The sequence below is a fragment of the Geodermatophilus sp. DF01-2 genome, from assembly GCF_004571065.1.
In the GTDB taxonomy this organism is placed as follows: domain Bacteria; phylum Actinomycetota; class Actinomycetes; order Mycobacteriales; family Geodermatophilaceae; genus Geodermatophilus.
In genome coordinates, this window is record NZ_SPQN01000027.1 from 16,237 (window position 1) to 42,723 (window position 26,487).

The 26,487-nt window shown below is 75.1% G+C and carries 26 protein-coding genes, 2 tRNA genes and 1 other RNA gene; 16 read left to right on the forward strand and 13 right to left on the reverse strand.

Annotation, left to right across the window (positions count from 1 at the left end; all coding sequences use genetic code 11):
- Positions 1 to 16 precede the first annotated feature (16 nt).
- The 7 genes from E4P41_RS09580 (at position 17) to E4P41_RS09610 (ending at position 7,882) form a co-directional block, all read left to right on the forward strand.
- Positions 17 to 1,516, forward strand: coding sequence for an HAD-IIIA family hydrolase (locus E4P41_RS09580; protein WP_135140926.1), 1,500 nt, complete (start codon positions 17 to 19; stop codon positions 1,514 to 1,516).
- Positions 1,513 to 2,583, forward strand: a complete 1,071-nt coding sequence (locus tag E4P41_RS09585) for a glycosyltransferase family 9 protein (protein ID WP_135140928.1) — start codon at positions 1,513 to 1,515, stop codon at positions 2,581 to 2,583. The genes E4P41_RS09580 and E4P41_RS09585 overlap by 4 nt, the downstream gene beginning before the upstream one ends.
- Positions 2,580 to 3,560 carry a glycosyltransferase gene (locus tag E4P41_RS09590; RefSeq protein ID WP_135140930.1) on the forward strand — a complete coding sequence of 327 codons (981 nt, stop codon included), beginning with the start codon at positions 2,580 to 2,582 and terminating at the stop codon, positions 3,558 to 3,560. The genes E4P41_RS09585 and E4P41_RS09590 overlap by 4 nt, the downstream gene beginning before the upstream one ends.
- On the forward strand, positions 3,560 to 4,774 hold the full coding sequence (locus tag E4P41_RS09595; RefSeq protein ID WP_135140971.1) for a glycosyltransferase: 1,215 nt from the start codon (positions 3,560 to 3,562) through the stop codon (positions 4,772 to 4,774). Before E4P41_RS09590 ends, E4P41_RS09595 begins: the two co-directional genes overlap by 1 nt.
- A complete protein-coding gene (locus E4P41_RS09600) occupies positions 4,771 to 5,454 on the forward strand; it encodes an SIS domain-containing protein (RefSeq protein ID WP_135140932.1) in 684 nt (227 codons plus the stop codon). Before E4P41_RS09595 ends, E4P41_RS09600 begins: the two co-directional genes overlap by 4 nt.
- Positions 5,451 to 6,839 carry a D-glycero-beta-D-manno-heptose 1-phosphate adenylyltransferase gene (rfaE2, locus tag E4P41_RS09605; RefSeq protein ID WP_245177223.1) on the forward strand — a complete coding sequence of 463 codons (1,389 nt, stop codon included), beginning with the start codon at positions 5,451 to 5,453 and terminating at the stop codon, positions 6,837 to 6,839. Before E4P41_RS09600 ends, rfaE2 begins: the two co-directional genes overlap by 4 nt.
- A gap of 128 nt (positions 6,840 to 6,967) precedes the next feature.
- Positions 6,968 to 7,882 carry a glycosyltransferase family 9 protein gene (locus E4P41_RS09610; RefSeq protein ID WP_245177224.1) on the forward strand — a complete coding sequence of 305 codons (915 nt, stop codon included), beginning with the start codon at positions 6,968 to 6,970 and terminating at the stop codon, positions 7,880 to 7,882.
- Positions 7,883 to 8,156: 274 nt separating this feature from the next.
- On the opposite strand, the gene E4P41_RS23145 is transcribed toward E4P41_RS09610, so the two are convergent.
- The 7 genes from E4P41_RS23145 to E4P41_RS09645 all read right to left on the reverse strand — a co-directional run bounded on the left by E4P41_RS23145 (position 8,157) and on the right by E4P41_RS09645 (position 15,514).
- Positions 8,157 to 8,801: a VWA domain-containing protein gene (locus tag E4P41_RS23145; RefSeq protein ID WP_245177225.1), complete on the reverse strand. Its 645-nt coding sequence runs from the start codon at positions 8,799 to 8,801 to the stop codon at positions 8,157 to 8,159.
- Positions 8,802 to 9,308: 507 nt separating this feature from the next.
- On the reverse strand, positions 9,309 to 10,286 hold the full coding sequence (locus E4P41_RS09620) for a UDP-glucuronic acid decarboxylase family protein (RefSeq protein WP_135140934.1): 978 nt from the start codon (positions 10,284 to 10,286) through the stop codon (positions 9,309 to 9,311).
- A 175-nt stretch (positions 10,287 to 10,461) separates the two neighbouring features.
- Positions 10,462 to 11,805 (reverse strand): ABC transporter substrate-binding protein, encoded by a 1,344-nt coding sequence (locus E4P41_RS09625; protein WP_245177226.1) that lies wholly within the window; start codon positions 11,803 to 11,805, stop codon positions 10,462 to 10,464.
- Between the two features lie 62 nt (positions 11,806 to 11,867).
- Positions 11,868 to 13,028 (reverse strand): branched-chain amino acid ABC transporter permease, encoded by a 1,161-nt coding sequence (locus E4P41_RS09630; RefSeq protein ID WP_135140936.1) that lies wholly within the window; start codon positions 13,026 to 13,028, stop codon positions 11,868 to 11,870.
- Between the two features lie 4 nt (positions 13,029 to 13,032).
- Entirely contained in the window at positions 13,033 to 13,911 is an 879-nt protein-coding gene (locus E4P41_RS09635) for a branched-chain amino acid ABC transporter permease (RefSeq protein ID WP_135140938.1), read from the reverse strand.
- Between the two features lie 36 nt (positions 13,912 to 13,947).
- Positions 13,948 to 14,718 carry an ABC transporter ATP-binding protein gene (locus E4P41_RS09640; protein WP_245177227.1) on the reverse strand — a complete coding sequence of 257 codons (771 nt, stop codon included), beginning with the start codon at positions 14,716 to 14,718 and terminating at the stop codon, positions 13,948 to 13,950.
- Between the two features lies 1 nt (position 14,719).
- The gene (locus E4P41_RS09645) at positions 14,720 to 15,514 is read right to left on the reverse strand and encodes an ABC transporter ATP-binding protein (RefSeq protein ID WP_135140942.1); all 795 of its coding nucleotides are present in this window, start codon (positions 15,512 to 15,514) and stop codon (positions 14,720 to 14,722) included.
- Positions 15,515 to 15,762: 248 nt separating this feature from the next.
- Between E4P41_RS09645 and E4P41_RS09650 the strand changes: the two genes are divergently transcribed.
- Positions 15,763 to 16,983 (forward strand): PucR family transcriptional regulator, encoded by a 1,221-nt coding sequence (locus E4P41_RS09650; RefSeq protein WP_135140944.1) that lies wholly within the window; start codon positions 15,763 to 15,765, stop codon positions 16,981 to 16,983.
- A 113-nt stretch (positions 16,984 to 17,096) separates the two neighbouring features.
- Here the strand turns inward: E4P41_RS09650 and E4P41_RS09655 are convergent, their stop codons facing one another.
- From E4P41_RS09655 to E4P41_RS09665, 3 genes are read right to left on the reverse strand one after another with little or no spacing between them, the layout of a single operon-like run.
- Complete coding sequence (locus E4P41_RS09655) at positions 17,097 to 17,330, reverse strand: DUF2630 family protein (protein ID WP_135140946.1); 234 nt, start codon at positions 17,328 to 17,330, stop codon at positions 17,097 to 17,099.
- Positions 17,331 to 17,367: 37 nt separating this feature from the next.
- Positions 17,368 to 18,285, reverse strand: coding sequence for a prephenate dehydrogenase/arogenate dehydrogenase family protein (locus E4P41_RS09660; RefSeq protein WP_135140948.1), 918 nt, complete (start codon positions 18,283 to 18,285; stop codon positions 17,368 to 17,370).
- A complete protein-coding gene (locus E4P41_RS09665; protein WP_135140950.1) occupies positions 18,282 to 18,722 on the reverse strand; it encodes a hotdog fold thioesterase in 441 nt (146 codons plus the stop codon). Before E4P41_RS09665 ends, E4P41_RS09660 begins: the two co-directional genes overlap by 4 nt.
- Positions 18,723 to 18,765: 43 nt before the next feature.
- On the opposite strand from E4P41_RS09665, the gene E4P41_RS09670 reads away from it, so the two are divergent.
- The 5 genes from E4P41_RS09670 (at position 18,766) to E4P41_RS09690 (ending at position 21,292) form a co-directional block, all read left to right on the forward strand.
- On the forward strand, positions 18,766 to 19,428 hold the full coding sequence (locus E4P41_RS09670; RefSeq protein WP_135140952.1) for an O-methyltransferase: 663 nt from the start codon (positions 18,766 to 18,768) through the stop codon (positions 19,426 to 19,428).
- Positions 19,425 to 19,922, forward strand: coding sequence for a tRNA adenosine deaminase-associated protein (locus E4P41_RS09675; protein WP_135140954.1), 498 nt, complete (start codon positions 19,425 to 19,427; stop codon positions 19,920 to 19,922). Before E4P41_RS09670 ends, E4P41_RS09675 begins: the two co-directional genes overlap by 4 nt.
- Entirely contained in the window at positions 19,919 to 20,578 is a 660-nt protein-coding gene (locus tag E4P41_RS09680) for an HAD-IA family hydrolase (RefSeq protein ID WP_135140956.1), read from the forward strand. The genes E4P41_RS09675 and E4P41_RS09680 overlap by 4 nt, the downstream gene beginning before the upstream one ends.
- A gap of 151 nt (positions 20,579 to 20,729) precedes the next feature.
- The gene (locus E4P41_RS09685; protein WP_135140958.1) at positions 20,730 to 21,194 is read left to right on the forward strand and encodes a nucleoside deaminase; all 465 of its coding nucleotides are present in this window, start codon (positions 20,730 to 20,732) and stop codon (positions 21,192 to 21,194) included.
- A 10-nt stretch (positions 21,195 to 21,204) separates the two neighbouring features.
- Positions 21,205 to 21,292: transfer RNA gene (locus E4P41_RS09690), tRNA-Ser, on the forward strand.
- A 73-nt stretch (positions 21,293 to 21,365) separates the two neighbouring features.
- Here E4P41_RS09690 and E4P41_RS09695 read toward each other — a convergent pair.
- On the reverse strand, positions 21,366 to 23,012 hold the full coding sequence (locus tag E4P41_RS09695; RefSeq protein WP_135140960.1) for a serine/threonine-protein kinase: 1,647 nt from the start codon (positions 23,010 to 23,012) through the stop codon (positions 21,366 to 21,368).
- A gap of 31 nt (positions 23,013 to 23,043) precedes the next feature.
- A complete protein-coding gene (locus tag E4P41_RS09700) occupies positions 23,044 to 23,391 on the reverse strand; it encodes a hypothetical protein (protein ID WP_135140962.1) in 348 nt (115 codons plus the stop codon).
- Between the two features lie 154 nt (positions 23,392 to 23,545).
- Between E4P41_RS09700 and E4P41_RS09705 the strand changes: the two genes are divergently transcribed.
- Positions 23,546 to 23,630 (forward strand) — tRNA-Ser (locus E4P41_RS09705).
- Between the two features lie 115 nt (positions 23,631 to 23,745).
- Here the strand turns inward: E4P41_RS09705 and E4P41_RS09710 are convergent.
- Positions 23,746 to 24,687, reverse strand: a complete 942-nt coding sequence (locus E4P41_RS09710; protein WP_135140964.1) for an EamA family transporter — start codon at positions 24,685 to 24,687, stop codon at positions 23,746 to 23,748.
- A gap of 204 nt (positions 24,688 to 24,891) precedes the next feature.
- Here E4P41_RS09710 and ffs point away from each other — a divergent pair.
- An RNA gene (gene ffs / locus E4P41_RS09715) (signal recognition particle sRNA small type) lies at positions 24,892 to 24,987 on the forward strand.
- 139 nt (positions 24,988 to 25,126) lie between these two features.
- Positions 25,127 to 26,487, forward strand: a 1,361-nt coding sequence (locus tag E4P41_RS09720) for a DNA polymerase III subunit gamma and tau (RefSeq protein ID WP_135140966.1), incomplete at its 3' end; no start/stop codon positions are given.

Below are 26,487 nucleotides of genomic sequence, written 5' to 3' on the forward strand. Positions count from 1 at the left end.
AGGGCAGGACGCGATCATGCAGGTGGGGATCGGGCAGTGCTCCGTGGTCGTGCCGACCGTCGGCCGGCCGTCCCTCGACGTGCTGCTCGACGCCCTCGCCCAGGCCCCCGGGCCGCGTCCCGCCGAGCTGGTCCTGGTCGACGACCGCCCCACCGGCGACCCCCTGCGCCCTGACCGGCCGGGCCTGCCGCCCGTCCGCGTGGTGCGCACCGGCGGCGGTGGCCCGGCCCGCGCGCGCAACCTCGGCTGGCGCAGCGTGCGCACCGAGTGGGTGGCCTTCCTCGACGACGACGTGGTGCCCGACCCCGACTGGTACCAGCGGCTGGCCGAGGACCTCTCCGGCCTGCCGGGCGACGTCGCCGGCAGCCAGGGCCGGGTTCGCGTGCCGCTGCCGGAGGACCGCCGGCCCACGGACTGGGAGCGCGGCACCGCCGGGCTGGCCACCAGTTCCTGGATCACCGCCGACCTCGCCTACCGCCGCGCCGCGCTGGCCGCGGTCGGCGGCTTCGACGAGCGCTTTCCCCGCGCCTTCCGCGAGGACTCCGACCTGGCGCTCCGGGTCATGGACACCGGCGCCCGGCTGGTCCGCGGGCAGCGCTGGATCACCCACCCGGTGCGGCCGGTCGACCGCTGGGTCAGCGTGCGGGTGCAGGCCGGCAACGCCGACGACGTCCTCATGCGGCGGCTGCACGGGCGCGACTGGCGCGAGCGTGCCGACGCTCCGCTGGGCCGCCGTCCGCAGCACCTGGCCGTGGCCGCGGCCGCCCTGGCCGCCGTCGGCCTCACCGTCGCGCGTCGTCCCCGGGCTGCGGCCCTGGCCGCTCTCGCCTGGGCCGCCGGCACCGCGGAGTTCGCCCGGGCCCGCATCGCGCCCGGCCCGCGCGACCGCGCCGAGGTCACGACCATGCTCGCCACCAGTGCGCTCATCCCCCCGCTGGCGACCTGGCACTTCCTCCGCGGCGCCGTGCGGCACCGGCGGGTGCGGCCCTGGCGCGGGCTGCCCGACCTGGTCCTGTTCGACCGCGACGGCACCCTGGTGCGCGACTATCCGTACAACGGCGACCCGGCGCTGGTGACGCCGGTGCCCGGGGCGCGCGAGGCGGTGGACGCGTTGCGCGCCCGTGGGGTCCGGGTCGGTGTGGTCAGCAACCAGTCCGGCGTCGCCCGCGGGCTGATCACCCGCGACCAGGTCGACGCCTGCATGGCCCGGCTCGGCGACCTGCTCGGCCCCTTCGACACCGTGCAGGTCTGCCCGCACGGCCCGGACGACGGCTGCACCTGCCGCAAGCCCGCCCCCGGGATGGTCAAGGCCGCCTGCGCCGAGCTCGATGTCGATCCGGCCCGCTGCGTGGTCATCGGGGACATCGGCGCCGACGTCGAGGCCGCGGCCGCCGCCGGTGCCTCGAGCATCCTCGTCCCGACCCCGGTGACGCGGCGGGCCGAGGTGAGCGCGGCGTCCCACCGGGCGGCCACCCTGACCGAGGCGGTCGACGACCTCCTGGCGGGTCGGTGGTGAGCGCCCGCACGGTCCTCGTGGCCCGGCTGGACTCGGTCGGCGACGTCCTCGTCCAGGGGCCGCTGGTGCGGGCCGTGGCCGCCGGCGCCGACCGGGTCGTCTTCCTCGCCGGTCCCGCCGGCGCGGAGGCCGCCGGCCTGCTGCCCGGCGTGGACGAGGTGTGGACCTGGTCCTGCCCGTGGATCCTCGGCGACCCGCCGCCGGTCGACCCCGCCGACCTCGCCGCGCTGACCGACCGGGTCCGCGCCCTCGCGCCCGACGAGGCGGTCGTCTCCACCTCCTTCCACCAGTCGCCCCTGCCCCTGGCGCTGGTGCTGCGCACCGCCGGCGTGCCACGGATCTCCGCGATCAGCGTCGACTACCCCGGGTCGCTGCTCGACGTCCGCCACCGGGTGCGCGACGACCTGCCCGAGCCCGAGCGGGCCCTGTCCCTCGCCCGCGCCGCGGGCTTCGACCTGCCGGCCGGCGACGACGGCCGGCTCGCCGTGCGCCGACCCCTGCCCGCAGCAGCCGACGTGCTCTCCCGGTTGGGTGACACCCGTACTCGCGGTGAGCTGGCACGTGGGACGGGGGTGGATCCGTCGCCGGGATACGTCGTGCTCCATCCCGGCGCCAGCGTCCCGGCCCGCGCCTGGCCCGTGCGCCGCTGCGCCGAGGCGGTCGAGGCGCTGGCCGACGCCGGTCACCGGGTGCTGGTCACCGGCGGTCCGGGGGAACGGGAGCTCACCGCGGCCGTCGCCGGCACCCGGGGCGTCGACCTCGGCGGGGACACCTCGCTCGTCCAGATGGCGGCGCTGCTCGACGGCGCCGCCGCGGTCGTCGTGGGCAACACCGGCCCGGCGCACCTGGCCGCCGCCGTCGGGACGCCGGTCGTCTCGCTGTTCTCCCCGGTCGTCCCGGCGGCGCGGTGGGCGCCCTACGGGGTGCCGACCGTGCTGCTCGGCGACCAGGACGCCCCCTGCCGGCTGACCCGGGCCCGCGAGTGCCCGGTGCCCGGCCACCCCTGCCTCACGTCGGTGACCGCGGACGACGTCGTCGCGGCTGTCGGGAAGGTGCTCGCTGCGTGAAGGTCCTGCTCTGGCACGTGCACGGCTCGTGGACGACGGCGTTCGTCCAGGGCCGGCACGAGTACCTGCTGCCGGTCACCCCCGATCGCGGCCCCGACGGGCTCGGCCGCGCGCGCACCTGGGACTGGCCGGCGTCGGCCCGCGAGGTGACCCCGGAAATCCTCCGTGAGGAGGACGTCGACGCCGTCGTCCTGCAGCGCACCCGCGACCTGGAGCTGGTGCGCGAGTGGCTGGGCCGCGAGCCCGGCCGTGATCTGCCCGCCGTCTTCCTCGAGCACAACGCGCCCGGCCTGGAGCCGGGTGACGGACCGGTTCCGCACACCCGCCATCCGCTGGCCGACCGGTCGGACATCCCGATCGCGCACGTCACCCACTTCAACCAGCTCTTCTACGACAACGGTCGCGCACCGACGACGGTCATCGAGCACGGCGTCGTCGACCCCGGCGAGCGCTACACCGGTGAGCTGGCCCGCGCGGCCGTCGTCACCAACGAGCCGGTCCGTCGCGGCCGCACGGTCGGCGCCGACCTGCTGCCCGGGCTGGCTGCCGTAGCACCCGTCGACGTCTTCGGCATGGGCCTGGCCGGCCTGTACGAGCGGTACGGCCTCGGCCCCGACCGCGTCGCGCTGCACGACGACCCGCCGCAGGCGGCGATGCACGCCGAGCTCGCCCGTCGCCGGGTGTACGTGCATCCGGTCCGCTGGACCTCTCTCGGGCTCTCCCTGCTCGAGGCGATGCACCTGGGCCTGCCGGTGGTGGCCTTGGCCACCACCGAGGCGGTCGAGGCGGTGCCGGCCGAGGCGGGTGTCCTCTCCACCCGTCCGGAGCGACTCTGGGCGGCCGTCCGCACGTACCTGCACGACGAGGACGCCGCCCGGCTGGCCGGCAAGGCGGCTCGCGCCGCTGCGCTGGAGCGGTACGGGCTCCACCGGTTCCTGGGGGATTGGGATGCACTACTCGAGGAGGTGACCCGGTGATGAAGCTCGACCTGGTCTCCGAGCACGCCAGCCCGCTCGCCGCCATCGGCGGAGTGGACGCCGGCGGGCAGAACGTGCACGTCGCCGCGCTGGCCGCGGGCCTGGCCCGGCGCGGGCACGAGGTCACCGTGCACACCCGCCGGGAGGACCCGGACCAGCCCCACCGCATGACGACCGCCGACGGCTACGACGTCGCGCACGTGACCGCGGGCCCGGCGCGGGTGCTGCCCAAGGACGACCTGCTGCGGCACATGCCCGAGTTCGCCTCGGTGCTGCGGCGGGAGTGGGCGCAGCGCCCGCCGGACCTGGTGCACGCGCACTTCTGGATGAGCGGGCTGGCCGCGGTCGCCGCCGCCGGCGCGGGGCGGGCGGGAATCCCGATCGTGCAGACCTTCCACGCCCTCGGGTCGGTCAAGCGCCGGCACCAGGGTGCCGCGGACACCTCGCCGCCGCAGCGGGTGGACCGGGAGCGGTCACTGTGTCGCACGGTCGCACACGTCATCGCCACCTGCTCCGACGAGGTCTTCGAGCTGCGCCGGCTGGGCCTGGACAGCGATCGGGTGTCGATCGTGCCGTGTGGCGTGGACACCGCCGTCTTCACCCCCCGCGGCCCTGTCGCGCCGCGCGGCGACCGGAAGCGGCTGCTGGTCCTCGGCCGGCTGGTCGAGCGCAAGGGGCAGGAGGACGCCGTCCGCGCGCTGGCCGCCGTCCCCGACGTGGAGCTGGTCGTCGTCGGTGGGCCGTCGGCCGCGCAGCTGGACGACGACCCGGAGGTGCGCCGGCTGCGGGAGGTCGCCGCCTCCCTGGGCGTCGCCGACCGGCTGGTGTTCACCGGCGCGGTGGCGCGGGCCGACGTCCCGGCGTGGGTCCGCTCGGCCGACGTGGTGCTCGCCGTCCCCTGGTACGAACCGTTCGGCATCACCCCGCTGGAGGCCATGGCCTGCGGACGGCCGGTGGTGGCCACCGCCGTGGGCGGCCTGCAGGACTCCGTCGCCGACGGCGTCACCGGCGACCTGGTCCCGCCCCGGGACCCGGCCCGGCTGGGCGAGGTGCTCGCCGCGCTGCTGGTCGACGACGCCCGCCGGGCCGCCTACGGGGCGGCCGGGGTGCGTCGCGCCCGCGACCGCTACCGGTGGGCCCGGGTGGTGGCCGACACCGACACCGTCTACCGGCAGGTCCTGGCCAGCCGCCGTCCCGTGGAGGTCGCCCGATGAGCCCTGCCCCCCTGTCCGAGGCTCCCCACTCGGCCGGCGAGGTCGTCTCGCCGGACACCTGCACCCACCTCACCGGGGCCGACCACGTCGCGTCGCTGACCGCCGCCCTCGGCTCCCTGAACGGACAGCTCGACACGCTGGACGGCTGGGGCCGGCAGATCGCCGACGTGCTGTCCGGAGAATCGCGTGGCCGGCTGCTGGCCGCGGGCAACGGGGGCAGCGCGGCCCAGGCGCAGCACCTGACCGCCGAGCTGGTCGGCCGCTACCGGGCCGACCGGCCGCCGTTCTCGGCGATCTGTCTGACCGCCGAGACGTCGTCGTTGACGGCCATCGCCAACGACTACCCGGCCGACGAGCTCTTCGCCCGCCAGGTCGAGGCCCACGGGCGGGCCGGCGACGTGCTGGTGCTTCTGTCGACCTCCGGCCGCAGCCCCAACGCCGTCGCTGCCGCCCGGCGGGCCCGCGAGTGCGGTATCACCGTGCTCGCGATGACCGGCCCGGCGCCCAACCCGCTGGCCGCCGCAGCCGACGACGCGGTGTGCATCGACTCCCCGTGGACGGCGACCGTGCAGGAGTGCCACCTGGTCGCGCTGCACCTGGTCTGCGCGTCCTTCGACGCCGCCGTGCTCGCCGAGCCCGCGCGCGTGCCCTCCGCGACCCGCCTGGAGGCCGCCCCGTGAGCGGGGTGGGTGGGCGAGCAATCGTCGTCGTCGGGGACGCCCTGCTCGACGTCGACCTGGTCGGCACGGCGTCCCGGCTCACCCCGGACGCGCCCGTGCCGGTCGTGGAGGACGTCGAGACCCGCGAGCGCCCCGGCGGCGCGGCACTGGCAGCGGTGATCGCGGCCCGGGCCACCCGCCGCGAGGTCGTCCTGGTCACGCCGATGGCCGACGACGGGGACGCCGACCGGCTGAGGGCCCTCCTGGCCGGTCGCGTACGGCTGGTCGAGATCCCTTCCGGCGGCGGGACGGCCGTGAAGCGGCGGGTCCGGGTGGGCGACCACTCGGTGGTGCGGATCGACAGCGGCGCGCCGGTGGCGGTACTCGGTGCGCTGCCCGCCGAGGCCGCGGAGGCCATCCGCGACGCCGCGGCCGTGCTGGTGGCCGACTACGGCCGGGGGACGACGGCGGACGCCGCCGTGCGGGCGGTGCTGGCCGAAGCCGGCGGGCCGGTCGTCTGGGACCCGCACCCCCGCGGCGCCGACCCGGTGCCGAGCGTGCGCCTGGTCACGCCCAACGGCGTCGAGGCCGCCCGCGTGGCGGCGGCCACCGGGGTGGTGGCCGACGGCGACGGCCTGGCCGCGGTCGGCGCCCGGGCCGAGGCGCTCATCCGGCACTGGGGCGTCGGCGCGGTCGCGGTGACCCTGGGTGCTCGGGGGGTGCTGCTCTCCTACGGCGAGGGCGCGCCGATGGTGGTGCCGGCGGTGCCGGTGACCGGCGGCGACCCGTGCGGGGCGGGCGACTCCTTCGCGGCGGCAGCGGTGCTGGCGTTGGCCGACGGTGCGGTGACCGGCGAGGCGGTGGCGGCCGCGGTGGCGAATGCTTCGGCCTTCGTGGCCCGCGGGGGTGCCTCGGCGTGGGACCTCGACACGGCTGCCGGGCCGAACGTGGTGGCCGAGCCGGGGGTGGACGGCGTGCTCGCACGGGTCCGCGCCGCCGGCGGCACCGTCGTGGCCACCGGCGGCTGCTTCGACCTGCTGCACCCCGGCCACGTCGCGACGCTGCGGGCCGCCCGCGGGCTGGGCGACTGCCTGGTGGTGTGCATCAACTCCGACGACTCGGTGCGCCGGCTCAAGGGCCCGTCGCGTCCGCTGGTGACCGCGGCCGACCGGGCGCGGGTGCTGGAGGCGCTGGAGTTCGTCGACGCCGTCGTCGTGTTCGGCGAGGACACCCCGGCCGAGGTGATCGAGCGGCTGCGTCCGGACGTGTGGGCCAAGGGGGGCGACTACGCCGGCGCCCACCTGCCCGAGGCGGCGGTGCTGCGGCGCTGGGGCGGCCAGGCCGTCGTGCTGCCCTACCTCGACGGGCACTCCACGACGGCCCTGGTCCAGCGCTCCCGGGTGTGAGTAAGGACCCCCTCGCCCCCCTTGAAGGACCCCCCTTCCCTCCGCCACTCGCAGGCTCGCGGCGGGCCTCTGCAGGGAGGCCGGTCGAGGCTCGGCGCGGGCCCCTGCAGCGGGGCCGGCCGACCGCCGTGGTGCTCCGGCCGCTGGGGCTCGGCGACCTGCTGACCGGGGTGTCGGCCATCCGGGCGGTCCGGGCGGCGGTGCCGGACCATCGGCTGGTGCTCGCCACGACCGCGGCGCTCGAGCCGCTGGCCGCGCTGGTCGACGCGGTCGACGAGGTGCTGCCCGCCCGCGAGCTCGAGCCGCTGGACTGGGCCGGCCCCCCGCCGGAGCTCGCCGTCGACCTGCACGGCAAGGGCCCGGCCTCGCACGTCGTCGTGGCCGACCTGCACCCCGAGCGGCTGCTCACCTTCGCCAGCCCCGGCTACCCCGGCCCGACCTGGTACCCCGACGAGCACGAGGTGCGGCGCTGGTGCCGACTGGTCGCGGAGGGGCTGGGCGTCGACGCCGACCCGGACGCCCTCGACCTCGCCGTCCCGAACGTGCCCGCACCGGCGCCCGCCGGCGTGGCCCTGGTGCACCCCGGGGCGGCGTTCCCGGGCCGGCGCTGGCCCGCCGACCGGTTCGCCGCGGTCGCCCGGCACCTGGCCGCCCGCGGACTGGAGGTCCGCGTCACCGGCGGCCCGGCCGAGGTGGCGCTGGCCCGTGCGGTGGCCGAGGGTGCCGGGCTGGGGGAGGAGGCGGTCCTGGCCGGCCGGACGACGATCCTCGAACTGGCCGCCGTGGTCGCCGGCGCCGGGGTCGTCGTCAGCGGCGACACCGGCATGGCCCACCTGGCGACCGCCTACCGCCGTCCCTCGGTGGTGCTGTTCGGGCCGGTGTCGCCGGCGCTGTGGGGTCCGCCGCCGCGGCCGCAGCACGTCGTCCTCTGGCACGGGGACGGCACCGGCGACCCGTGGAGCGCCGAGCTCGACCCGGCGCTGGACGAGGTCACCGTCGACGAGGTCACCGCAGCCCTGGACGGGTTGCTGGCCCGCACCTGACCTTCTTCCTGTCGGCGCTCTCCCCTGTTCACCATGCGAGGCAGGGGAGAGCGTCCGCGGGTGTCGAGGTGCTGGCGGGACTCGGCGGCGGTCGGGGACGGCGCCCGGCCACTCGGCCACTCGGCGGCCCGGGGCTCCACCCCCACGAAGGCGCACACCCGGGGTGTGGGTCATGGCGTCCTCAGGCGCTGAGTGCAGCTGCACTCAGCGCCTGAGCGTGCTGGGGGAGAGGGCTGCCGTGCCCGGCCGGGCGCCGCAGCGGCGCCCTCGATCCTCAGCGCTGCCGGAGGGCGTCGAACAGAACCGTCTGCAGGTCGGTCGGGTCGACCGCGGAGTAGGCGGCGCCGCCGGTCGCCTCGGCGATCTGATCGAGCGCACCCAGGTCGGCGTCCGGGCCGAGGGCGACGCCGATGACCTTGACCGGCCGGTCGGGGTCGGCCTCCGCGCGCAGCGTGTCCAGCAGCTCGTCCAGGGCGATGCCGTCGTCCTCGTTCGTGCCGTCGGTGACAACCAGCACGCTGTTCACCGCGGTCGGGTCGAAGTCCGAGCGGGCCGCCCGCACCGCTGCCAGCGTCGTGTCGTGGAGGCCGGTGCCCCCGGGGCTCAGCCGGTCGGGAATCGTCTCCAGCTGCTCGCCGAGCACGGCGCGCTGCGTACTGCCGTCGACCTCGGCCTCGAGGGGGCGGGTGGGCACCGCCTCGGTCCAGTCGCGGTCGCCGTCCAGCTCGGCGGCGAAGTACCACAGCCCCAGGGCGAAGTCGCCCGGTACCAGCGTGAGCGTGCTCTTGGCGGCGTCCCGGGCCAGCGTGGCCCGCGTGCCGTCGCCCGCCGGGGCCTCCATGGAGGTGGAGACGTCGACGACGGTGAGGATGCGGGACGGCGCGGCCAGCTCCGCCAGCTGGGCGAGCAGCGCCTGCATCTCCGCCGGGTCCAGCTCCAGCGGCTGCGGCGGCCTCCAGGTCGGCCTCTGCGGTGCGGGTCGTCCACAGCGAGGAGTCGGGCACCCACAGGTGCGGCAGGTCCGCGGCGTCCAGCGCGCCGAGGTCGCCGACCGTCTGCACCGGCTGCTGGGCGGTCACCTCGGCGTCCGCGCAGTCCTCGGGCCGCAGCCCCTCCGCGTCGGCGAGCACCCGCTCGGCGACGGGGGCGAGCTCGGGAGTCACGGTCACCCGCACCACCTCGGTGCGCTCGCATTCGCCTCTCCCGGCGTCGACGACCCACCACGTGAGCCCGCCGGCCAGCAGCACCACCGCGGCCACCGCGAGCGCGACGAGGACCTGGGGCGTGACCTGCACCGGCCACCGCGCGGCAGAGCTGGCGGCGTGGCGGCCCATCGTGTGCAGCTCTCCCGTCGACGTGGTCAGGGTCTCCGGCGACCCCGCGACCGCCCACTACACAGTAGATGCGATCGCTGACCCCCCGTGGATCACCCGGCCCGGACGGCGACGGTCTCCTGCTGCTCGGCGAACCAGGCCACCGTGCGCCGCAGGCCCTCCTCCGAAGACACCGTCGGCCGCCAGCCGAGCAGCTGCTCGGCGCGGGTGGTGTCGGGACGGCGGACCTTCGGGTCGTCCACCGGGAGGTCGATGTAGGAGATCTCCGACGAGGACCCGGTCAGCTCGACGATCCACTCGGCCAGCCGCAGCATCGACAGCTCGTCGGGGTTGCCGATGTTGACCGGGCCCGGCTCCCCGGAGAAGGCCATCGCGAGGATGCCGCGCACGGTGTCGTCGACGTAGCAGATCGACCGGGTCTGCGAGCCGTCGCCGGCGACGGTCAACGGGCGCCCGGAGAGCGCCTGGGCGACGAACGCCGGGATGGCGCGGCCGTCGTCCGGGCGCATCCGCGGGCCGTAGGTGTTGAAGATCCGGACGATGCCGGTGTCGGTGCCCTTCGACGTCCGGTAGGCGGTGGTCATGGCCTCGCTGAAGCGCTTGGCCTCGTCGTAGACGCCGCGCGGGCCGACCGGGTTGACGTTGCCCCAGTACTCCTCGCCCTGGGGGTGCACCAGGGGGTCGCCGTACACCTCGGAGGTGGAGGCGAGCACGTACCGGGCGCCCTTCTCGTGGGCGAGCCCCAGGGTGTGCAGGGTGCCGAGGCTGCCGACCTTGAGCGTCTCGATCGGCATCTTCAGGTAGTCCAGGGGGCTGGCCGGCGAGGCGAAGTGCAGCACGAGGTCCACCGGGCCGGACACGTGCACGTAGTCGGTGACGTCGCAGCGGACCAGCCGGAAACCGGGGTGCTCCACCAGGTGGACGACGTTCTGCGGGGAGCCGGTGAGGAAGTTGTCGAGGCAGACCACCTCGACGTCCCGCTCGAGCAGGTGTTCGCAGAGATGGGAGCCGAGGAAGCCGGCTCCTCCGGTCACCACCGCCCGTCGGATCGTCCGTGCCGCGCGCACCATGCCTGCTCCCATCCAGCCGGGACGCGCGCCCGTGCGCGCCGGGGCGGCTCCTACCCCATGATCGTCACCGCACACTTCGGCCTCTAAGTGTTCCGGCGGTCCCGTGGGGCCCGGACGGCGACGGGCCGCCGGCCTCCGCGAGGGGAGACCGGCGGCCCGCCGGGGTGCTGCTGGGTTACTCGACCGGCTCGACGTCCGGGATGCCGTCCTCCGGGGGAGTGGTCGGCTCGTTGTCGGACTCCTCGATGTCGACGTCCTCACCGTTGTCGGTGATGAGCACCGGCGTCAGCTCCTCCGAGGTGTTCCCGGTGATCCGGCTGACCTGCATGCCGCTGATGCCGGCGTGCCGGTCGGCGGAGTAACGGAACGGCGCGTACCACGACCCCTGGAAGTCACCGCCGGCCTGCTCCACGGCCGCGACCAGGCCGTCCCGGGTCGGGTTCTGCCCGGCGGCCTGGAGCGCCTGCACCGTGGTGTAGGCCTGGTTCATCCCGTAGATCCGGAAGTTGGTGAGCTCGCCCTCGGCGGTGGAGCACTCGTCCCACACCCGCTGCCACAGCTGCACCCACGGGTTGTCGGTCTGGTCGACGGTGGGGATGTACTCGGTGGTGATCGCCCCGTCGAGCAGGCTGGCGTCGCTGACCGCGCCCTCGGAGAAGTTGGCCAGCAGCGAGCCGACCAGCGTCGGGTCCGAGCCGACGTTGGAGTAGAACCACTGCGGCTGGTAGCCCAGCCGCAGGGCGGCCAGCTGCCCGAGCGCGGTGTAGCTCGGCACGCTGAAGCTGACGACGAGGTCGGCCCCGGCGGCCTGCAGCGCGGCGATCTGCGGGCCGACGTCGGTGTTGCCCGGCACGTAGGTCTCGACGGCGACGATCTGGTCCTCGATGTACCCCTCGAGGCCGGCCCTGCCGTCCTCGCCGAAGTCGTCGTCCTGGAGGAACAGGCCGACCCGGGCGTCGGGGAAGTTCTCGGCGATGTAGTTGCCGATGAACTTGCCCTCGATCTCGTAGTCCGGCTGCCAGCCGAAGGTGTACGGGTACTCCTCCGGGTTGTCCCAGAGCAGCGATCCGGAGGCGACGAACAGGTCGGGGACGCCCTCGCCGTTGAGGAAGTCCAGCACCGCCCGGTGCGTGGGGGTGCCCAGACCCCCCATCATCGCGAAGATCTCGTCCTGCAGGACGAGCTCGTTGACCACCTGGACGGTCTGGGTCGGGTTGTAGGCGTCGTCGCGGTAGATGAACTCGATCTGCCGGTCGTAGACGCCGCCGGCGTCGTTCACGAACTCGAAGTAGCACTGGGCGCCGGTCGGGATCTCGCTGTAGCCGGGCGCCGCGACGCCGGTCAGCGGATAGTGCGAGCCGATCCGGATGGTGTCCGCGGTGACGCCGATGTCGGAGGCCTCGTTCTCACCGCCACCGCCACCGCCGCCGCCGTCGCCACCGCCACCGCAGGCGGCGAGGGCGGAGGTGACGGTGGCCGCGGCGAGGAGCCGGGTCAGGCGCCGGGAGGATCTGGTCAACGGTTCTCCTTCTTGCGTTCCCGGACGGCAACCGCCGGGGGTCTGTGTGGGGGAGGGGGGTCTCAGCCCTGGGCGGTGCGGGCGGCACGCTTGCCGCGGGCCTGCAACCACCGCAGCCGGATCGTCCCGACGAACCCGGCCGGGGCGGCGATCATCACGATGATCAGCACCACGCCGTAGATGAACGGGGCCAGCTGGGCGGCCTCGGTGTTGTTCAGCCCGAGGTCGGCACCGAGGTTGGTGACGAACGGCGGGAGGAAGACCAGCAGCGCCGAGCCGAGCAACGCGCCGAGCAGGCTGCCCAGTCCGCCGATGACGATCGCGGTCAGCAGGGCGATGGAGAGCACGATCGTGAAACCGCTCGGAGCGGCCAGCCGGATCACCACGCCCAGCACGGCGCCGGCCAGGCCGGCGCAGGCCGCGCTGACGACGAAGGCCAGCACCCGCCAGGCGCCCAGGTCGATGCCGGCCAGCTCCGCGGCGACCTCCTCGTCCCGCACGGCCCGCCAGGTGCGGCCGACCCGGCTGCGGGCCAGGTTGGCCAGCAGGAAGAAGGTGAGCAGGAGGCAGATGACGCCCACGTAGGCCAGCCACTTCGTCGTGGTGGCGTTGTTGCCCGACACGAAGCCGATGAAGCCCTGGAACCACTCGGGCGCCCGCGGCGACTGGACCCGCAGCCCCTGCTCACCGCCGAGCACGTCGTCGTAGTACAGCGCCAGGCCCGGCAGGCCGACGGCCAGGGCGAGCGTCGCGCCGGCCAGGTAGGGGCCGTGCAGCCGGGCCGCCGCCACGCCGACGACGGCGCCGAGCAGGAGGGTGATCCCAACGGCGGCCAGGAAGACCACGGCCAGCGGCAGGGGCTCTTCGGCGCCGAGGAGCAGCGCGGTGGTGTAGGCGCCGACCGCCATGAGGGCGCCGTGGCCCAGCGAGATCTGCCCGTTCAGCCCGGTCAGCACGGTCAGTCCGCCGGCGGCGATGGCGTAGTACGCCAGGACGGCGAACTGCGAGTTGCGGAACGGGCTGGTCAGTTCGAGCAGGGCCACGGCGCCGACCGCACAGACGGCCAGGATCACCAGGTGGCGCAGCAGCGTGTTGCCGGGCAGCAGCGAGCGCCTCGCGCTCGCGGGGCCCGAGGGTGCGTTGGCGGCAGTGGTGGCCTCGACGGGAGACTCGGAGGTCATCTCCCCCGCGGAGGCGGCGGTCTTCTCCTGTGGCTGACTCATCGGATCAGGCCCTCCGTGCGGTGCTGCTCGAGAACAGCCCGCCGGGCCGGACGAGGAGCACGACCACCAGGATCGCCAGTGCGGACATGTTCACCAGCGCTGGGCTCAGGTAGCCGGCGACGTAGCTCAGCACGAGGCCCAGCAGCAACCCGCCCACGACCGCGCCGATCGGCGAGTCGAGCCCGCCGAGCACCGCGGCGACGAAGCCGGAGACGATGATGACGTCCATGTAGGCGGGATAGACCAGCCCGCCGCCGGCGATGAGCAGGCCGGACAGCGAGCCCACGACGGCGGCCAGCCCCCAGCCCAGGGTGAGCATCCGCCCGACGCGGACGCCCAGCAGCCGGGCCACCTCCTGCCCGAATGCCGACGCGCGCATCGCCAGGCCGACCCGGGTGAACCGGAACAGGGCGATCAGCGCCAGCATCGTCACCAGCACCGCGCCGATCACGTACAGACTGTTGGGGGTCAGCAGGATCGTCGTGTCACCGAAGGTGAACCCGCGGAGCCCGAAGGGGGTCGTGAAGGACTGGAAGGAGGAGCCGAAGACGATCGCGATGAGCGCCTGGATGGCGACGAACAGGCCGAGGGTGACGATGACCGCGTTGAGCTCCGGCCCGCCCTCCACCGGCCGGATGACCACCCGCTCGATCACCGCCCCGATCAGGAAGCCGCTGAGCAGCGCGACCACGAGGGCCACCCAGTAGGACTGCCCGGCCTGGATGATCGCCAGCGCGATGAACGTCGTGGCCGCGGCCATCGAGCCCTGCGCGAAGTTGACGATGCGGGTGGACCGCCAGATGAGCACCAGGGCGAGGGCGAAGGCCGCGAAGATCATGCCCTGGACCAACCCGTTGAGGGTGACGTTGACGAACTGCAGCACGAGCGAGCTGCCTTCCTGTGCAGATGGTCGGGGGCGCTAGAAGCCGAGGTAGGCGTGCCGGAGGTCCTCGTCGGCGATGAGCCGGGAGGCCTCGTCGGTCACGACGACGCGGCCGAGGTTGAGCACGACGCCCACGTCGGCGACCGAGAGGGCACTGCGCGCGTTCTGCTCGACCAGCAGGACCGAGAGGTCCTCCTCGTCGACCAGCTGGCGCAGCAGGCCGAAGATCTGCGCGACGATCCGCGGGGCCAGCCCCAGGGACGGCTCGTCGAGCAGCAGGATGCGCGGCCGGGCCAGCAGCGCGCGGCCGATGACCAGCATCTGCCGTTCCCCTCCGGAGAGGGTGTGCGCCGGGTTGCCCCGCCGCTCGGCGATCCGGGGGAACAGGTCGTAGACCCGGTCGAACTCCGCCCGGCCGACCTTGCCGCGGAACAGCGACCCGACGCGGAGATTCTCGTCGACGGTGAGCTCGGCGATGACGCCGCGGCCCTCGGGCACGTGCGCCATGCCCTTCTGCACCATCGCCTCGACCGGGGCCCGGGTGATGTCCTCGTCGCCCAACCGGACCCGGCCGCCGGTGCTGCGCACCAGCCCGCTGATCGTGCGCAGCAGCGTCGTCTTGCCGGCCCCGTTGGCGCCGAGGACGGCGGTGATGCGCCCGGTCTCCGCGCGCAGCGAGACGCCGTCGAGGGCCTTCACCGGGCCGTAGGAGGCGGACAGGTCGGTGACCTCCAGCACGGGGACGGCGGTCGCCGAACCCGTGGCCGTCCCGCCGGCGGCGCTGGATGCGCTGGTCGCCCCGGCCACGTCAGCCCTCCCGTCCGTCGGCTGCGGCGAGGGCCGCGGCATCCGTGGCGACGTCCACCTCGTCACCCAGGTAGGCCTCGGTGACGGCCGGGTTGGCCTGCACCTCCGCCGGGGTGCCGGCGGCGATCTGCTCACCGGAGTCCAGGACGGTGATCCGGTCGCAGACCCGCATGACCAGGTCCATGTGGTGCTCGACGAGCAGCACGCTCATCCGGCCGGAGAGGGTGCGGATGAGGTCGCCGAGCTCGTGCATCTCGTCCTCGCCTAGGCCGCTGGCCGGCTCGTCGAGCAGCAGCAGCTCGGGGTCGGCCACCAGCGCCCGGGCGAGCGCGACCCGCTTCTGCACCGGGTACGGCAGCGAGTCGGGGTAACGGGTCGCGTAGCCGGTTGCGTCGAGCTCCTCCAGCGCCGTCATGGCCCGCGCGCGCAGCCGGGCGTCGTCCTTGTCCGACGTCGGGACGGCGAACAGCGCGGAGAAGAACCCGGCCTTCGCGTGCCGGTGGGCGCCGACCATGACGTTCTCCAGCACGGTGAGCCCACGGAAGAGACCGACACCCTGCAGGGTGCGGGAGATGCCGAGGCGGGTGAGCCGGCTGGGCCGCAGCCGGCGCAGTTCCGAGCCGTTCCACACGATGCGGCCCTCGTCCGGGCGGACCAGCCCGCAGGCCACGTTGAACAGCGTCGTCTTGCCCGCGCCGTTGGGGCCGATGAGGCCGTGCACCTGGCCGGGCTCGACGGTCAGCGACACGTCGGAGAGTGCGGAGACGCCGCCGAAGGCGACGCTGATGCCGGTCATCTCCAGCCGTGCGGTGGGCGGTCGGTTCTGGTGCGGTGTCCTGCTGCCGGCAGTCGTTGGCGGCTGCGCCAAGGGGCCCACGTCTCCTCTGGGGTCCGGGGAGGCCGCCCAGCGGTGGGCGACGATTGGGTCACGGCTACGTCCTGAAGAGCTTGCCGTCCAGTGAGGACGGCCACAATGGGCTGTCCGCACACCGATCACCGGACCATGTTGTGCTCTGTGCGGAGAGCCATGGTCGAGGAGGTCGAGTGCAGCGGTTCCGCCCGGAGGTGGCCGCCCGCCTGGGCGAGCTGGCCCCCCACCTGTTCGACCGGCTCGACGCGATGACCGACCGGATGGTGGAGGTGCTGCTCCGCACCGAGCCCGCCTACCGCGACCTGGCCGTGGCCGACGCGTCGGAGCTGCGCCGCTCCGTCCGGGCCGGCCTGGAGCGCGGCGTCCGCGGCCTGATCGGGGCCACGTCCGGCGATCCGGTGACGATGCAGGCCAAGGCGCACGACGTCGGCCGTCGCCGCGCCGCGCAGGGCGTCCCGCTCGAGGCGGTGCTGCGTGCCTACCGGCTCGGCGGCCAGGTCACCTGGGAGACGCTGCTGGCCGTCTCGCAGGACCGCGGCACCGGGCACGACACGCTGCTGCTGGAGGTGGCCGGTTCGGTCTGGCGCACCAACGACGTGGAGTGCGGGGCGGTGGCCGAGGGCTACCGGGAGGAGCAGCGCCGGCTGGCCGCGGCCGGTGACGCGGCCCGGCAACGGGTGCTCGACGGGCTGCTCGACGGCCGCGGTGGCGACCCGGCGTTCGTCCGGAGCGCGTCGGAGCTGCTCGGGGTGTCACTGGAGGGCCGGCTGCTCGCGGTGGTCGCTCCGTCGGACAGCTCCGGGGAGCCGACCCTCGCCGACCCCGGCCCGGGGCTGGCCCGCCGCGGGGTGCGCTCGGTGTGGGGAACCCGGTCGGGCGCGCAGGTCGGCGTGCTGATGTTGGGTGTCCGCCGGACGACCGACGTGCTGACCTGGCTCAGCGCGATGGCGACCGGTCCGGTCGGGGTGTCCGACGTCGTGGAGGGCGCGGCGGCCGCGGCCGGGGCGTACCGGCTGGCCGAGACGGCGGCGCGCACGCTGCCCTCGGGCGACCGCCGGGTCGTGACCATCGACGACCGGTTGCCCGAGGCGCTGCTGAGCAACTCCCCGGAGATCAGCTCCCGGCTGGTCGACCGCTCACTCGGCCGGCTGCTGGAGCTGCCCGAGGACGAGCAGGTCGTGCTGCTGGACACCCTGGCGGCGTTCCTGGCCGCCGATGGGTCACCGACCCGGGCCGCCGACGAGCTGTACTGCCACCGCAACACGGTCATGCACCGGCTGCGGCGGATCGAGTCGGTCACCGGGCACAAGGTCACCGACCCGCGTGCCCGGCTGCTGTGGCAGCTGGCGCTGCTCGGGGCGGGGACGCAGCGCCCGGCCCGCCACCCCGCCTGAAACAGGACCCCCTGCCCCCCGCCACTCGCAAGCTCGCGGCGGGACCCTGCAGGGGGGCCGCCCCTCTCCGGGCACCTCGCAGACTCGGGGACGCCGAGGACGGTCCACTCATATCACTGCAGGTAGCCCTCGACCTGCTGCTCCGGGCGGGGGGAGGCCTCGTCGGGGTCCTCGCCGTACTGGCGCTTGGCGTCCCGCTGGCGGAGCAGGTCCCAGAGCTGGTCGCGCTCCTCCTCGACCTGCCGGAGCCGGGCGCGCTGTTCGTCGGTGTGCTCGCCGCTCTCGCGCAGTCGGTGCTCCTCCTCGACGAGCGCCTCGATGCGGCTGCGGATCTCGCTGTCGTCCATGCCCGCTCCCTGCCCGCCGCGCCGCAGGCGAAACCGGTCAGCGCTCCGGCACGTGCCCCTCCACGAAGGCGGCCAGCCGACGGGTGACCGCCCCGCCGGCCCGGCCGAGCGACAGCAGCGCCGCCCGCTCCAGCGGCACCCGGACCGGGCGCCGTCCCGCGGGCGTGCCCGTGCGCACGGAGTGCCCGGCGGCGACCAGCTCCGGCCATGGGCGGGCCAGCTGCTCCAGCACCCGGGCCAGCGCGGCGGCCGTCGGGCCGGCGTTGCCCTGCACCATCGCGGTGACGAAGCCGGGATCGCTGCCGATCACCCGCGTGCCGTCGCGGAAGCTGCCGGCGGCCAGGGCGAGGGCGAGCGGACCGGCCTCCCCGGCGGCGGCGGCCAGGGCGGCGGCCAGCAGGTGCGGGACGTGGCTGACCGCGGCGACGGCGTCGTCGTGCTCGGCCGCGGTCGCCGGCACCACCTCGGCGCCGACCGCCAGCGCGACCTCGGCCACCCGCAGCCAGCGCGGCAGCTCGGTGCCCGGCTCCAGGCACAGCGCCCAGCGGGCGCCGGTGAACAGGCCGGGGTCGGTCGCCTCGTGCCCGGAGCGCTCGGTGCCGCACATGGGATGCCCCCCGACGTAGCGGCCGCCCAGCGCCGGCCCCAGCTCGGTGAGCACCGGCCCCTTGACCGAGCCCAGGTCGGTGACGGTGGCGTCCGGGTCGACGCCGAGCCCCTCGAGCGCGCCGACCATCGCCGGCAGTGGAACGGCGAGGACGACGACGCCGGTCATGTCGCGGGCGATCCGCACCCCGCGCGCGGCGGCGGCCTCCCGGGCGGCGGGGTCGACGTCCCAGCCGGTCACCGTTCGCCCGGCCGCGGCGAGCGCGGCGGCCAGCGAACCGCCGAGCTGGCCGAGCCCGATGACGCCGACCGGGGGAGCGGGCATCGTCGGCACCGGGAAGGAGATCATGCCGGCTCCCACGCGCGCTCGGTGCGGAAGACCCGGGCCAGGGCGGTCGCGACGAGCCGGCCGTCCTGGGCGCGGGCGTCGATGCGGTACACGGCGGTGCGGCGGCTGCGGTGCACCTCGATGCCCTCGGCGGTGAGCACGTCGCCCGGTCGGCCGGCGGCCAGGAACTCGGTGTGCACGTCCTGGGCCACGGCGACCGTGCCGTGACTGTTGCTGACCGCCGCGTGGACGACGTCGAGCAGCGCCATCGTCGCGCCGCCGTGCGCCATGCCCACGGCGTTGAGCAGCTGCGGGCCGACGGTCATCACGGCGCGGGCGTACCCGGGCCGGACCTGCTCCAGGACGATCCCCAGGAGGCCGGCAAGCGGGTCGGCGGCCAGCCGGGAGAAGAGCGCGGGGGCGACGTCGGATCCGTCGTCCGGAGCGGGATCGGCCATGATCGGAGGCTATGTCCCCCGCGCTCCTGCGTCCCCACGTCCCATGACGCCCCGATCCTTCCTCCTCACCCCGGAGCTGGGCGACTACGTCCGGGCCGCCTCCGAGCCGCCCGACGACGTGGCCGCCGACCTGCTGGCCGAGACCGCGGCCCTCGCCGACCGGGGGGAGGCGTCGCCGACCTTCCAGATCGCTCCCGAGCAGGGAGCGTTCATGCAGCTGCTGACCCGCGCCCTCGGCGCCCGCCGGGCCGTCGAGATCGGCACCTTCACCGGCTACTCGGCGCTGTGCGTCGCCCGCGGGCTGCCCGCGGACGGCTGGTTGCTCTGCCTGGACGTCAGCGAGGAGTGGACGGCGGTCGCCCGGCGGTACTGGGCGCGCGCCGGGCTGGCCGACCGCATCGAGCTGCGGCTGGGCGACGCGCACGACTCGCTGCGCGCGCTGCCGGCCGAGCCGACCTTCGACCTCGCCTTCGTCGACGCCGACAAGGAGGGCTACGCCGACTACGTCGAGCAGCTGCACCCCCGGATGACGGGGAACGGCGTCGTCCTGCTCGACAACACCCTGGCCAGTGGTCACGTGTTTGCTCCGGAGACCGACGCGCAGCGGGCGATCGCCGAGCTCAACGTCGCGCTGGCCACCGACCCGCGCTGGGAGACGGTGCTGCTGCCGCTCGCCGACGGCCTGACCATGCTCCGCAGGCGATGAGCGATCCGGCCGGGCAGGCCAGCTGGGCGGTACGGGTCAGCCGGCCGGGCGGGGGCTGGCAGGTGGAGCTGCTGGCCGCGGACGCCGGCGACGAGCTTCCGGTGCTGGAGCGGGCGCTGGGCGACCCGGCCGCCGAGAGCTGGCCCGGCCCCTTCGTCGTGGTCGTGGACTCCCGGCTGTACTTCGTCGTCCTGCGGCACGGGCCCGGCGGGCTGGTCCGGGCGCTGATCTCCGACGCCACCATGCAGGAGTGGCTGCTCGCCGCCGAGGTGGTGGAGCGCTACGGCATCGCGGTCGACGCCGAGGGGGCCTTCGACGACGACGAGACCGGCTGGCCCGGCGGTGATCTGGACGTGTTCGCCGACGACGGGCTGCCCGCCGAGCAGCTCCGGCCGATCGTGACCGCCGACGACCTGTGGGCCGACGAGATGGTCGCCGCGATCGCCGCCCGGCTGGGCTTCGCCGACGAGCTGGCCTCGGCGGTGGGGCCGTGACCGCGGCGGCCACCGCCGTCGTCTTCGACCTCGGCGGGGTGATCACCGAGAGCCCGATGCTCGCGTTCGCCGCCTACGAGGCGGAGGCCGGGCTGCCCGAGGGGCTGATCCGGCGGCTGAACAGCACCGACCCGGACACCAATGCCTGGGCGCGGTTCGAGCGCAACGAGCTGGACGCCGCCGGGTTCGCCGACGCGTTCGAGGCCGAGGCGCTCGCCGCCGGTCACAGTCTGGACGCCCGACGGGTGCTGGCCGCGCTGGCCGGCGACGTGCGGCCCGCGATGGTCGAGGCGGTGCGGCGGCTGCGGGCCGCGGGGCTGCCGCTGGCGCTGCTGTCGAACAACGTCGCGCCGATGGAGCGCACCGGCCGGCTGGGGGAGCTGCTGGAGCTGTTCGACGCCGTGGTGGAGTCCTCGGTCGAGGGCGTGCGCAAGCCGGAGCCGGAGATCTACCGCCGGGCGCTGACCCGGCTGTCGGAGGCAGCCGGCCGCCCGGTGCAGGCCTCGGACTGCGCCTACCTCGACGACCTCGGCATCAACCTCAAGCCGGCCCGGGGGATGGGCATGCACACCATCAAGGTGGTCGACCCGGCCGCCGCGCTGGCCGAGCTGTCCGCACTCGTGGGCCTCGACCTGCTGGACGGTCCGGCGCCGTGAGCCCGTCCCCGGCACACCTCTCCCTGCGGATGCTCGTGCTCTGCCCACCCTGCTGGGCAGAGCACGAGCATCCGCGGGAGAGGTGCCCGCCCCTCTCTTCGTGCTCTGCCCACGGCGGTGGGCAAAGCACGAGCGTGTCGGGGGACATCCGGTGACCGTGGACGTCGACGCCGCGATGGGCCGCGCGCTGGAGCTGGCCGCGGCCGCCGTCGGGTGGGGGGACACGCCGATCGGCGCCGTCGTCCTGGGTCCGGACGGCGCCGTGCTCGCGGAGGCGGCCAACGAGCGGGAGAAGCGGGGCGACCCGACCGCGCACGCCGAGGTGCTGGCGTTGCGCGCCGCGGCCCATGCGCACGGCGACGGCTGGCGGCTGACCGGGACGACGCTCGTCGTCACCCTCGAGCCCTGCACCATGTGCGCCGGCGCCAGCGTGCTGGCCCGGGTCGAGCGAGTCGTCTACGGCGCCGACGACCCGAAGGCCGGCGCGGCCGGGTCGCTGTGGGACGTGGTCCGCGACCGCCGGCTCAACCACCGGCCACAGGTCACCGGCGGTGTCCGGGCCGAGGAGTCCGCCACGCTGCTACGTGCATTCTTCCGTCGCCAGCGGGGCCTGTAGTCTCATCGACGGTGGCGTGTCCGAGCGGCCGAAGGAGCACGCCTCGAAAGCGTGTGAGGTGCAAGCCTCCGTGGGTTCAAATCCCACCGCCACCGCCAGCAGGATCCGACGGCGGCGTCCGCCCGGGCAGGTGGCCCGGCCGGGCGCCGCCGACGTCGTCCGGGCGGGTGGTCAGGCGATCAGGTCCAGGTCGACCAGCCAGTCGCCGTCGTCGTCCTGCAGCAGGCGGATGTCGTGCACCTCGACCTGCCGGCCGCCGTCGTCGCCGGTGAATGCGACCTCGGTCGTGCCGGTGATGACACCGTCCTCGGGCTGCTGGACCTCGCGCACCTCCTGCAGCTCCACCTCTGCCCAGGGCTCCCAGAAGTCGCGGTAGTACCCGAGGCTGGCCACCGACCGCAGGTAGGGCCCGGTCAACGCGTAGGCGGCGTCGGGGTCGTCGGGGAGCAGGCCGTAGTACCGGTCCAGCGTCGTCTCCACGACGGCGGCCGGGTCGTCGGACGGCGGGTCGCCGTCCGGTGCACCGTCGTCCGTGGTCGGCCCGGGGTCCGAGGTCTCCGGCGGAGAGGCGTCGTCGGGCTGCTCGTCGCCGGCGGGCGCGGGCGAGGGGGCCGGCGCGTCGGCGCTCGTCCCGGTGCCGTCGCTGCGGGTGGTGAGCCACAGCGTCCCGCCGCCGGCCAGGAGCACGGCGAGCAGCAGTACCGCGGCGATCAGCGGCTCACGGCGGCGTCGCCGCGGGGGAACGGCCGGCGTAGGCCGGGGAGCGTGAGCCGAAGGCGGCGTGGAGGCCGCGGCCGGGTCGCGCCGGACGGCGTTGTCCCGGTTCCGGCCGTGGGCGGCGGCCCCGGCGCCCACGACTCCCGTGCGCACGGTTCCACCACCCACGGCCGGGAGCGCCCCGGTGCCCAGCTCCTCCGTCCGCTCCCGGTCGGCCGACGACCGCAGCCTCGTCCGCGCCAGCAGCACGGTGGTCGGGTCGCCGTCCCGTCCGGCCGCGAGCCGCGCCAGCTCGTCGCGGACCTCGGCCGTCGTCGGCCGCCGTGCGGGGTCGGTGGCCAGCATGCGCGTCAGGGCGCCGGTCATCGAGCCGGCCCGACGCGGCGGGATGGGCTCGCCACCCGCGACCCGGTGCAGCAGGCGCAGCGCGTTGTCGTCCATCCCGAACGGCGGCCGTCCCTCCAGGCAGGTGTAGAGCGTCGCGCCGAGGGAGAAGACATCGCTCTCCGGAGTCACCTCCCCGCCACGCGCCACCTCGGGGGCGAGGAAGGCCGGGGTCCCGGTGATCTGCCCGGTCTGGGTCAGCGTGACGTCGTCGCGGGCGTGCGAGATGCCGAAGTCGGTGATCTTGACCAGGCCCTCGACCCGCGGCCCCTGCCCGATGAGCACGTTGGCCGGCTTGACGTCGCGATGCACGATCCCGGCCGCGTGGGTGGCGGCCAGCGCGTCGGCGACCTGCGCGCCGATCTGCGCGACCTGGTCCACCCGCAGCACGCCGTCCTCGTGCAGCACCTCGGCCAGGCTGCGGGAGGGCAGATACTCCATCACCAGCCACGGCGAACCGTCCTCGAGCGCGACGTCGTAGACCGAGATGGCGTGCGGGTGCGAGAGCCGGGCGGCGATCCGGCCCTCCCGCAGCGCGCGCTGGCGCTGCTGGTCGACGACGGTGGCGTCGGCGCCGGGTGGCGGCAGGACCTGCTTGACGGCGACGTTGCGGCCCAGGATCTGATCGGACGCCAGCCAGACCGCGCCCATGCCGCCTCCGCCGACGCGGGAGAGCAGCCGGTAGCGCCCCGCGACGAGGTGGCCGGGTCCGCTCACGGCGCGTCCCCGTGTGCGCCGTCGGCGCCGGTCAGACGCCCGTCGGGACGCCGTACCGGCGGGCGTACTCCTCCTGGGCGCCGGCCGGCAGGACGTCGTAGAGCTCGCCGAGCTCCTGGACGACGTCGGTGGAGAGGTCGTCGAAGAGACGCTGCCACGTCGGGGGCTCGTCGTAGCTGCGGGTCAGCAGTAGTTCCCAGGCGCGGGTCTGCCGATCACGCTTGCTCCGCTCGGCGACGAACTCCGACAGGTAGCGATCCTTGGCGGCGTCCTTCTCCTCCTTGGTGGCCGTGGCCGGCAGCTCGGAGGGGTCGGCGCCCTTCAGCACCGCGACGATGGCCTCCACGACGTCGGGCCGGAGCCGGTCGGTCTCGCTCATGGGGGCTGGTCTCCTGTCGTCCGCGCGCCGTGAGTTTCGACGTCCCGACGCAGCCTTCCCTACCCGGCGGACACATAACCACCCCGTGCCGCCGCCGAGCCGGGTGCCGCGGCCGACCCTCGACACCGCGCCCGGTATCCTCACGGGTGCAGTAGGAGGATTCGCCTAGTGGCCTATGGCGCTCGCTTGGAAAGCGGGTTGGGGGCAACCCCTCGGGAGTTCGAATCTCCCATCCTCCGCCGGGACGGCCTCCCTGCAGGGTCCCGACGCCGGCCCCGTCCGGAGGCTCGCGCCGAGCGTGCGAGGCGTGAGAAGGACGGGGTCCTTCCACGGTGGGGGGCAGGGAGGCCTTTCTCAGGCGTGCGGCTCCGCGGCGGTTTCCTGCTCGGCCAGGGCCGGACGCCGCAGGTACAGCCCGGCCACGGCCGCGAGCACGAGCAGCCCGCCGGCCAGCGCCCCGAGCGGCAGCCGCTCCCCGAGGAAGACCGTCGCCAGCACCGTCGCGGTCACCGGCTCGAGCAGGGTCACGATCCCCGCGACCGCGCCCGGCACCGTCTTCAGCCCGCGGAAGAACAGCGCGTAGGCCGCGGCGCTGGGCACCGCCCCCAGGTAGAGCAGCGTCGCCAGGGCGACCGGCTCGGTGGTGAGCCGCAGCCCGACGGCCAGGGCGACCGGCGTCAGCAGCAGTGCGCCGCCGGCGAACCCGGCGAGGGTCACCGGCACCCCGGCCGGGACGTCCCCTCCGGCGAGGGTGACCACCGCATAGCCCAGCGCCGAGCCGCAGGCCAGCAGGGCGCCCAGCAGCACCGCCGTCCCGGCCGACGCCCCGGCGGTCAGCCCTACCAGCATGACCAGCCCGGTGAGCGCGGCGGCGAGGGCGACCAGGGTCGCGCGGTCCGGCCGGCCGTGCCCGAGCGCCGCCGTCCCGAGCGCGATGAGCAGCGGCGCCAGGCCGAGCGCCACCAGGGTCGCGACGCTCACCCCCGCAGTCGCCACGGCGGCGAAGTAGGCCAGCTGGTAGGCGGCCAGCCCGGCGGCCACCAGGGTCAGCCGGACGGCGACCGGCCGGGTCAGCGGGACGGCCGGCGAGGTCCGCCGGCGCCGGGTGAGCAGGTAGCCGGTGAGGAGGACGGCGGCGCCGATGGCCATGCGGTGCCAGGCGATGTCGAGCGGGCCGAGGTCGGTGCGGTCGGCGACGATGCGGCCGCTCACGCCGGAGGTGCCCCAGCAGAGGGCCGCCAGGACGACCAGCGGGAAGCCGCGCGACGCGGCGGCGGAAGTCGAGGCGGTGGGCATGACGCTCCTGGGCGGGTCCGGATCGGGAAGGTGGCGGTCCGGAGCACGGCGCAGCGTCCCGGCGGCTGGTGCCGGAAGGAGGTCAGCCCGCGGTGCTCCGGATCAGGAGCGGGGCGGGGGGAGCACGCGGGCGCGCCGGGGCGTCATGACACGGAGGGTAGCGAGGGGCGCGCCCACCTTCCGCGAGCTTCCTCTACAGTGAGTGCAGACCCCTCGTGTGGCGTCACCCCGTGAACCTCCCCAGGGCCGGAAGGCAGCAAGGATAAGCGGGCTCTGGCGGGTGCGCGAGGGGTCCTTCGCTGTACGCGACACCGCGCCCAGGAGGCGTCCCGACCGTCGCTGAGCCCGGCCACCACCGCCGCGTGTGAGATCGCCGATGTCGCCGCAAGGTGCGGCGGAGGGCGCCGTCGCTGTCCGACCCGGCACGTAACCTCGTCGCGTGGCACTGGCGCTCTACCGGAAGTACCGCCCGGCGACCTTCGCCGAGGTGGTCGGGCAGGAGCACGTCACCACCCCGCTGGTCAACGCGGTCGACGGCGGGCGGATCAACCACGCCTATCTCTTCAGCGGCCCACGCGGCTGCGGCAAGACGTCCTCCGCGCGGATCCTCGCCCGGTCGCTGAACTGCGAGCAGGGGCCGACGTCCACCCCCTGCGGCGTGTGCACCTCCTGCGTCTCGCTGGCGCCAGACGGGCCCGGCTCGATCGACGTCATCGAGATCGACGCGGCCAGCCACGGCGGTGTGGACGACGCCCGTGACCTGCGCGAACGCGCCTTCTTCGCCCCGGTGAACAGCCGGTACAAGGTCTACATCGTCGACGAGGCGCACATGGTCACCACGCAGGGCTTCAACGCCCTGCTCAAGGTGGTCGAGGAGCCGCCGGAGTTCCTCGTCTTCGTCTTCGCGACCACCGAGCCGGACAAGGTGCTGCCCACCATCCGCTCGCGCACGCACCACTACCCGTTCCGCCTGGTGCCGCCGGCGACGCTGCGCGGCCTGCTGGAGAAGACCTGCGCCGCCGAGGGCGTGCAGGTCGAGCCGACCGTCTTCCCGCTGGTGGTGCGCGCCGGCGGCGGCTCGGTCCGCGACTCGCTCTCGATCCTCGACCAGCTGCTCGCCGGCGCCGGGTCGGAGGGCGTCACCTACAAGAGCGCGGTGGGTCTGCTCGGCGTCACCGACGACGCGCTGCTCGACGAGACGATCGACGCTCTCGCCGCGCACGACCCGCCCGGCGTCTTCCGCGCCGTCGACCGGGTGGTGGAGGCCGGGCACGACCCGCGCCGGTTCGCCACCGACCTGCTCGACCGGCTGCGCGACCTCATCGTGCTCGACGCCGTCCCGGACGCCGGGGGCAACGGCCTGCTGGACTGCCCGCCCGACCGGCTGGACCTGATGAGCTCCCAGGCCCAGGCGCTGGGGTCGGCGACCCTGTCGCGGATGGCCGACACGGTGCACGCCGGCCTCACCGAGATGCGTGGGACGACGGCTCCGCGGCTGCTGCTCGAGCTGGTGTGCGCCCGGATGCTGCTGCCGGGCACCGACGGCTCGGCGGCGGCCACCCTGCAGCGGCTGGAGCGCATCGAGCGGCGGATGTCGATCGCCGGCGAGCACGCCGGCCGCCCGGTTGCCGAGCCGTCCGGCTCCGACGCGCCGGTCCGCGAGGCGCGGCCGGGGCCCGCAGCCGTCGCGCCCGAGCATCCCGCCCGCCCGGTGCGTGAGTTCGTGCGCAAGTCCCAGGCCGCGGCCCAGGCGCCGAGCGCCCCGGCGGCGCCGCAGCCGGCGCCCCGGCCTGCCCCGGA

Excerpts from the sequence above, each read along its gene's own strand:
- E4P41_RS09675 (WP_135140954.1), top strand. The coding sequence starts at position 19,425 with ATGAGCGATCCGGCCGGGCAGGCCAGCTGGGCGGTACGGGTCAGCCGG.
- E4P41_RS09655 (WP_135140946.1), bottom strand. The coding sequence starts at position 17,330 with ATGGACGACAGCGAGATCCGCAGCCGCATCGAGGCGCTCGTCGAGGAG.
- E4P41_RS09670 (WP_135140952.1), top strand. The coding sequence starts at position 18,766 with ATGACGCCCCGATCCTTCCTCCTCACCCCGGAGCTGGGCGACTACGTC.
- E4P41_RS09580 (WP_135140926.1), top strand. The coding sequence starts at position 17 with ATGCAGGTGGGGATCGGGCAGTGCTCCGTGGTCGTGCCGACCGTCGGC.
- E4P41_RS09665 (WP_135140950.1), bottom strand. The coding sequence starts at position 18,722 with ATGGCCGATCCCGCTCCGGACGACGGATCCGACGTCGCCCCCGCGCTC.
- E4P41_RS09700 (WP_135140962.1), bottom strand. The coding sequence starts at position 23,391 with ATGAGCGAGACCGACCGGCTCCGGCCCGACGTCGTGGAGGCCATCGTC.
- E4P41_RS09630 (WP_135140936.1), bottom strand. The coding sequence starts at position 13,028 with ATGAGTCAGCCACAGGAGAAGACCGCCGCCTCCGCGGGGGAGATGACC.
- E4P41_RS09645 (WP_135140942.1), bottom strand. The coding sequence starts at position 15,514 with ATGACCGGCATCAGCGTCGCCTTCGGCGGCGTCTCCGCACTCTCCGAC.
- E4P41_RS09600 (WP_135140932.1), top strand. The coding sequence starts at position 4,771 with ATGAGCCCTGCCCCCCTGTCCGAGGCTCCCCACTCGGCCGGCGAGGTC.
- E4P41_RS09660 (WP_135140948.1), bottom strand. The coding sequence starts at position 18,285 with ATGATCTCCTTCCCGGTGCCGACGATGCCCGCTCCCCCGGTCGGCGTC.
- E4P41_RS09595 (WP_135140971.1), top strand. The coding sequence starts at position 3,560 with ATGAAGCTCGACCTGGTCTCCGAGCACGCCAGCCCGCTCGCCGCCATC.
- E4P41_RS23145 (WP_245177225.1), bottom strand. The coding sequence starts at position 8,801 with ATGCAGGCGCTGCTCGCCCAGCTGGCGGAGCTGGCCGCGCCGTCCCGC.
- E4P41_RS09620 (WP_135140934.1), bottom strand. The coding sequence starts at position 10,286 with ATGGTGCGCGCGGCACGGACGATCCGACGGGCGGTGGTGACCGGAGGA.
- E4P41_RS09710 (WP_135140964.1), bottom strand. The coding sequence starts at position 24,687 with ATGCCCACCGCCTCGACTTCCGCCGCCGCGTCGCGCGGCTTCCCGCTG.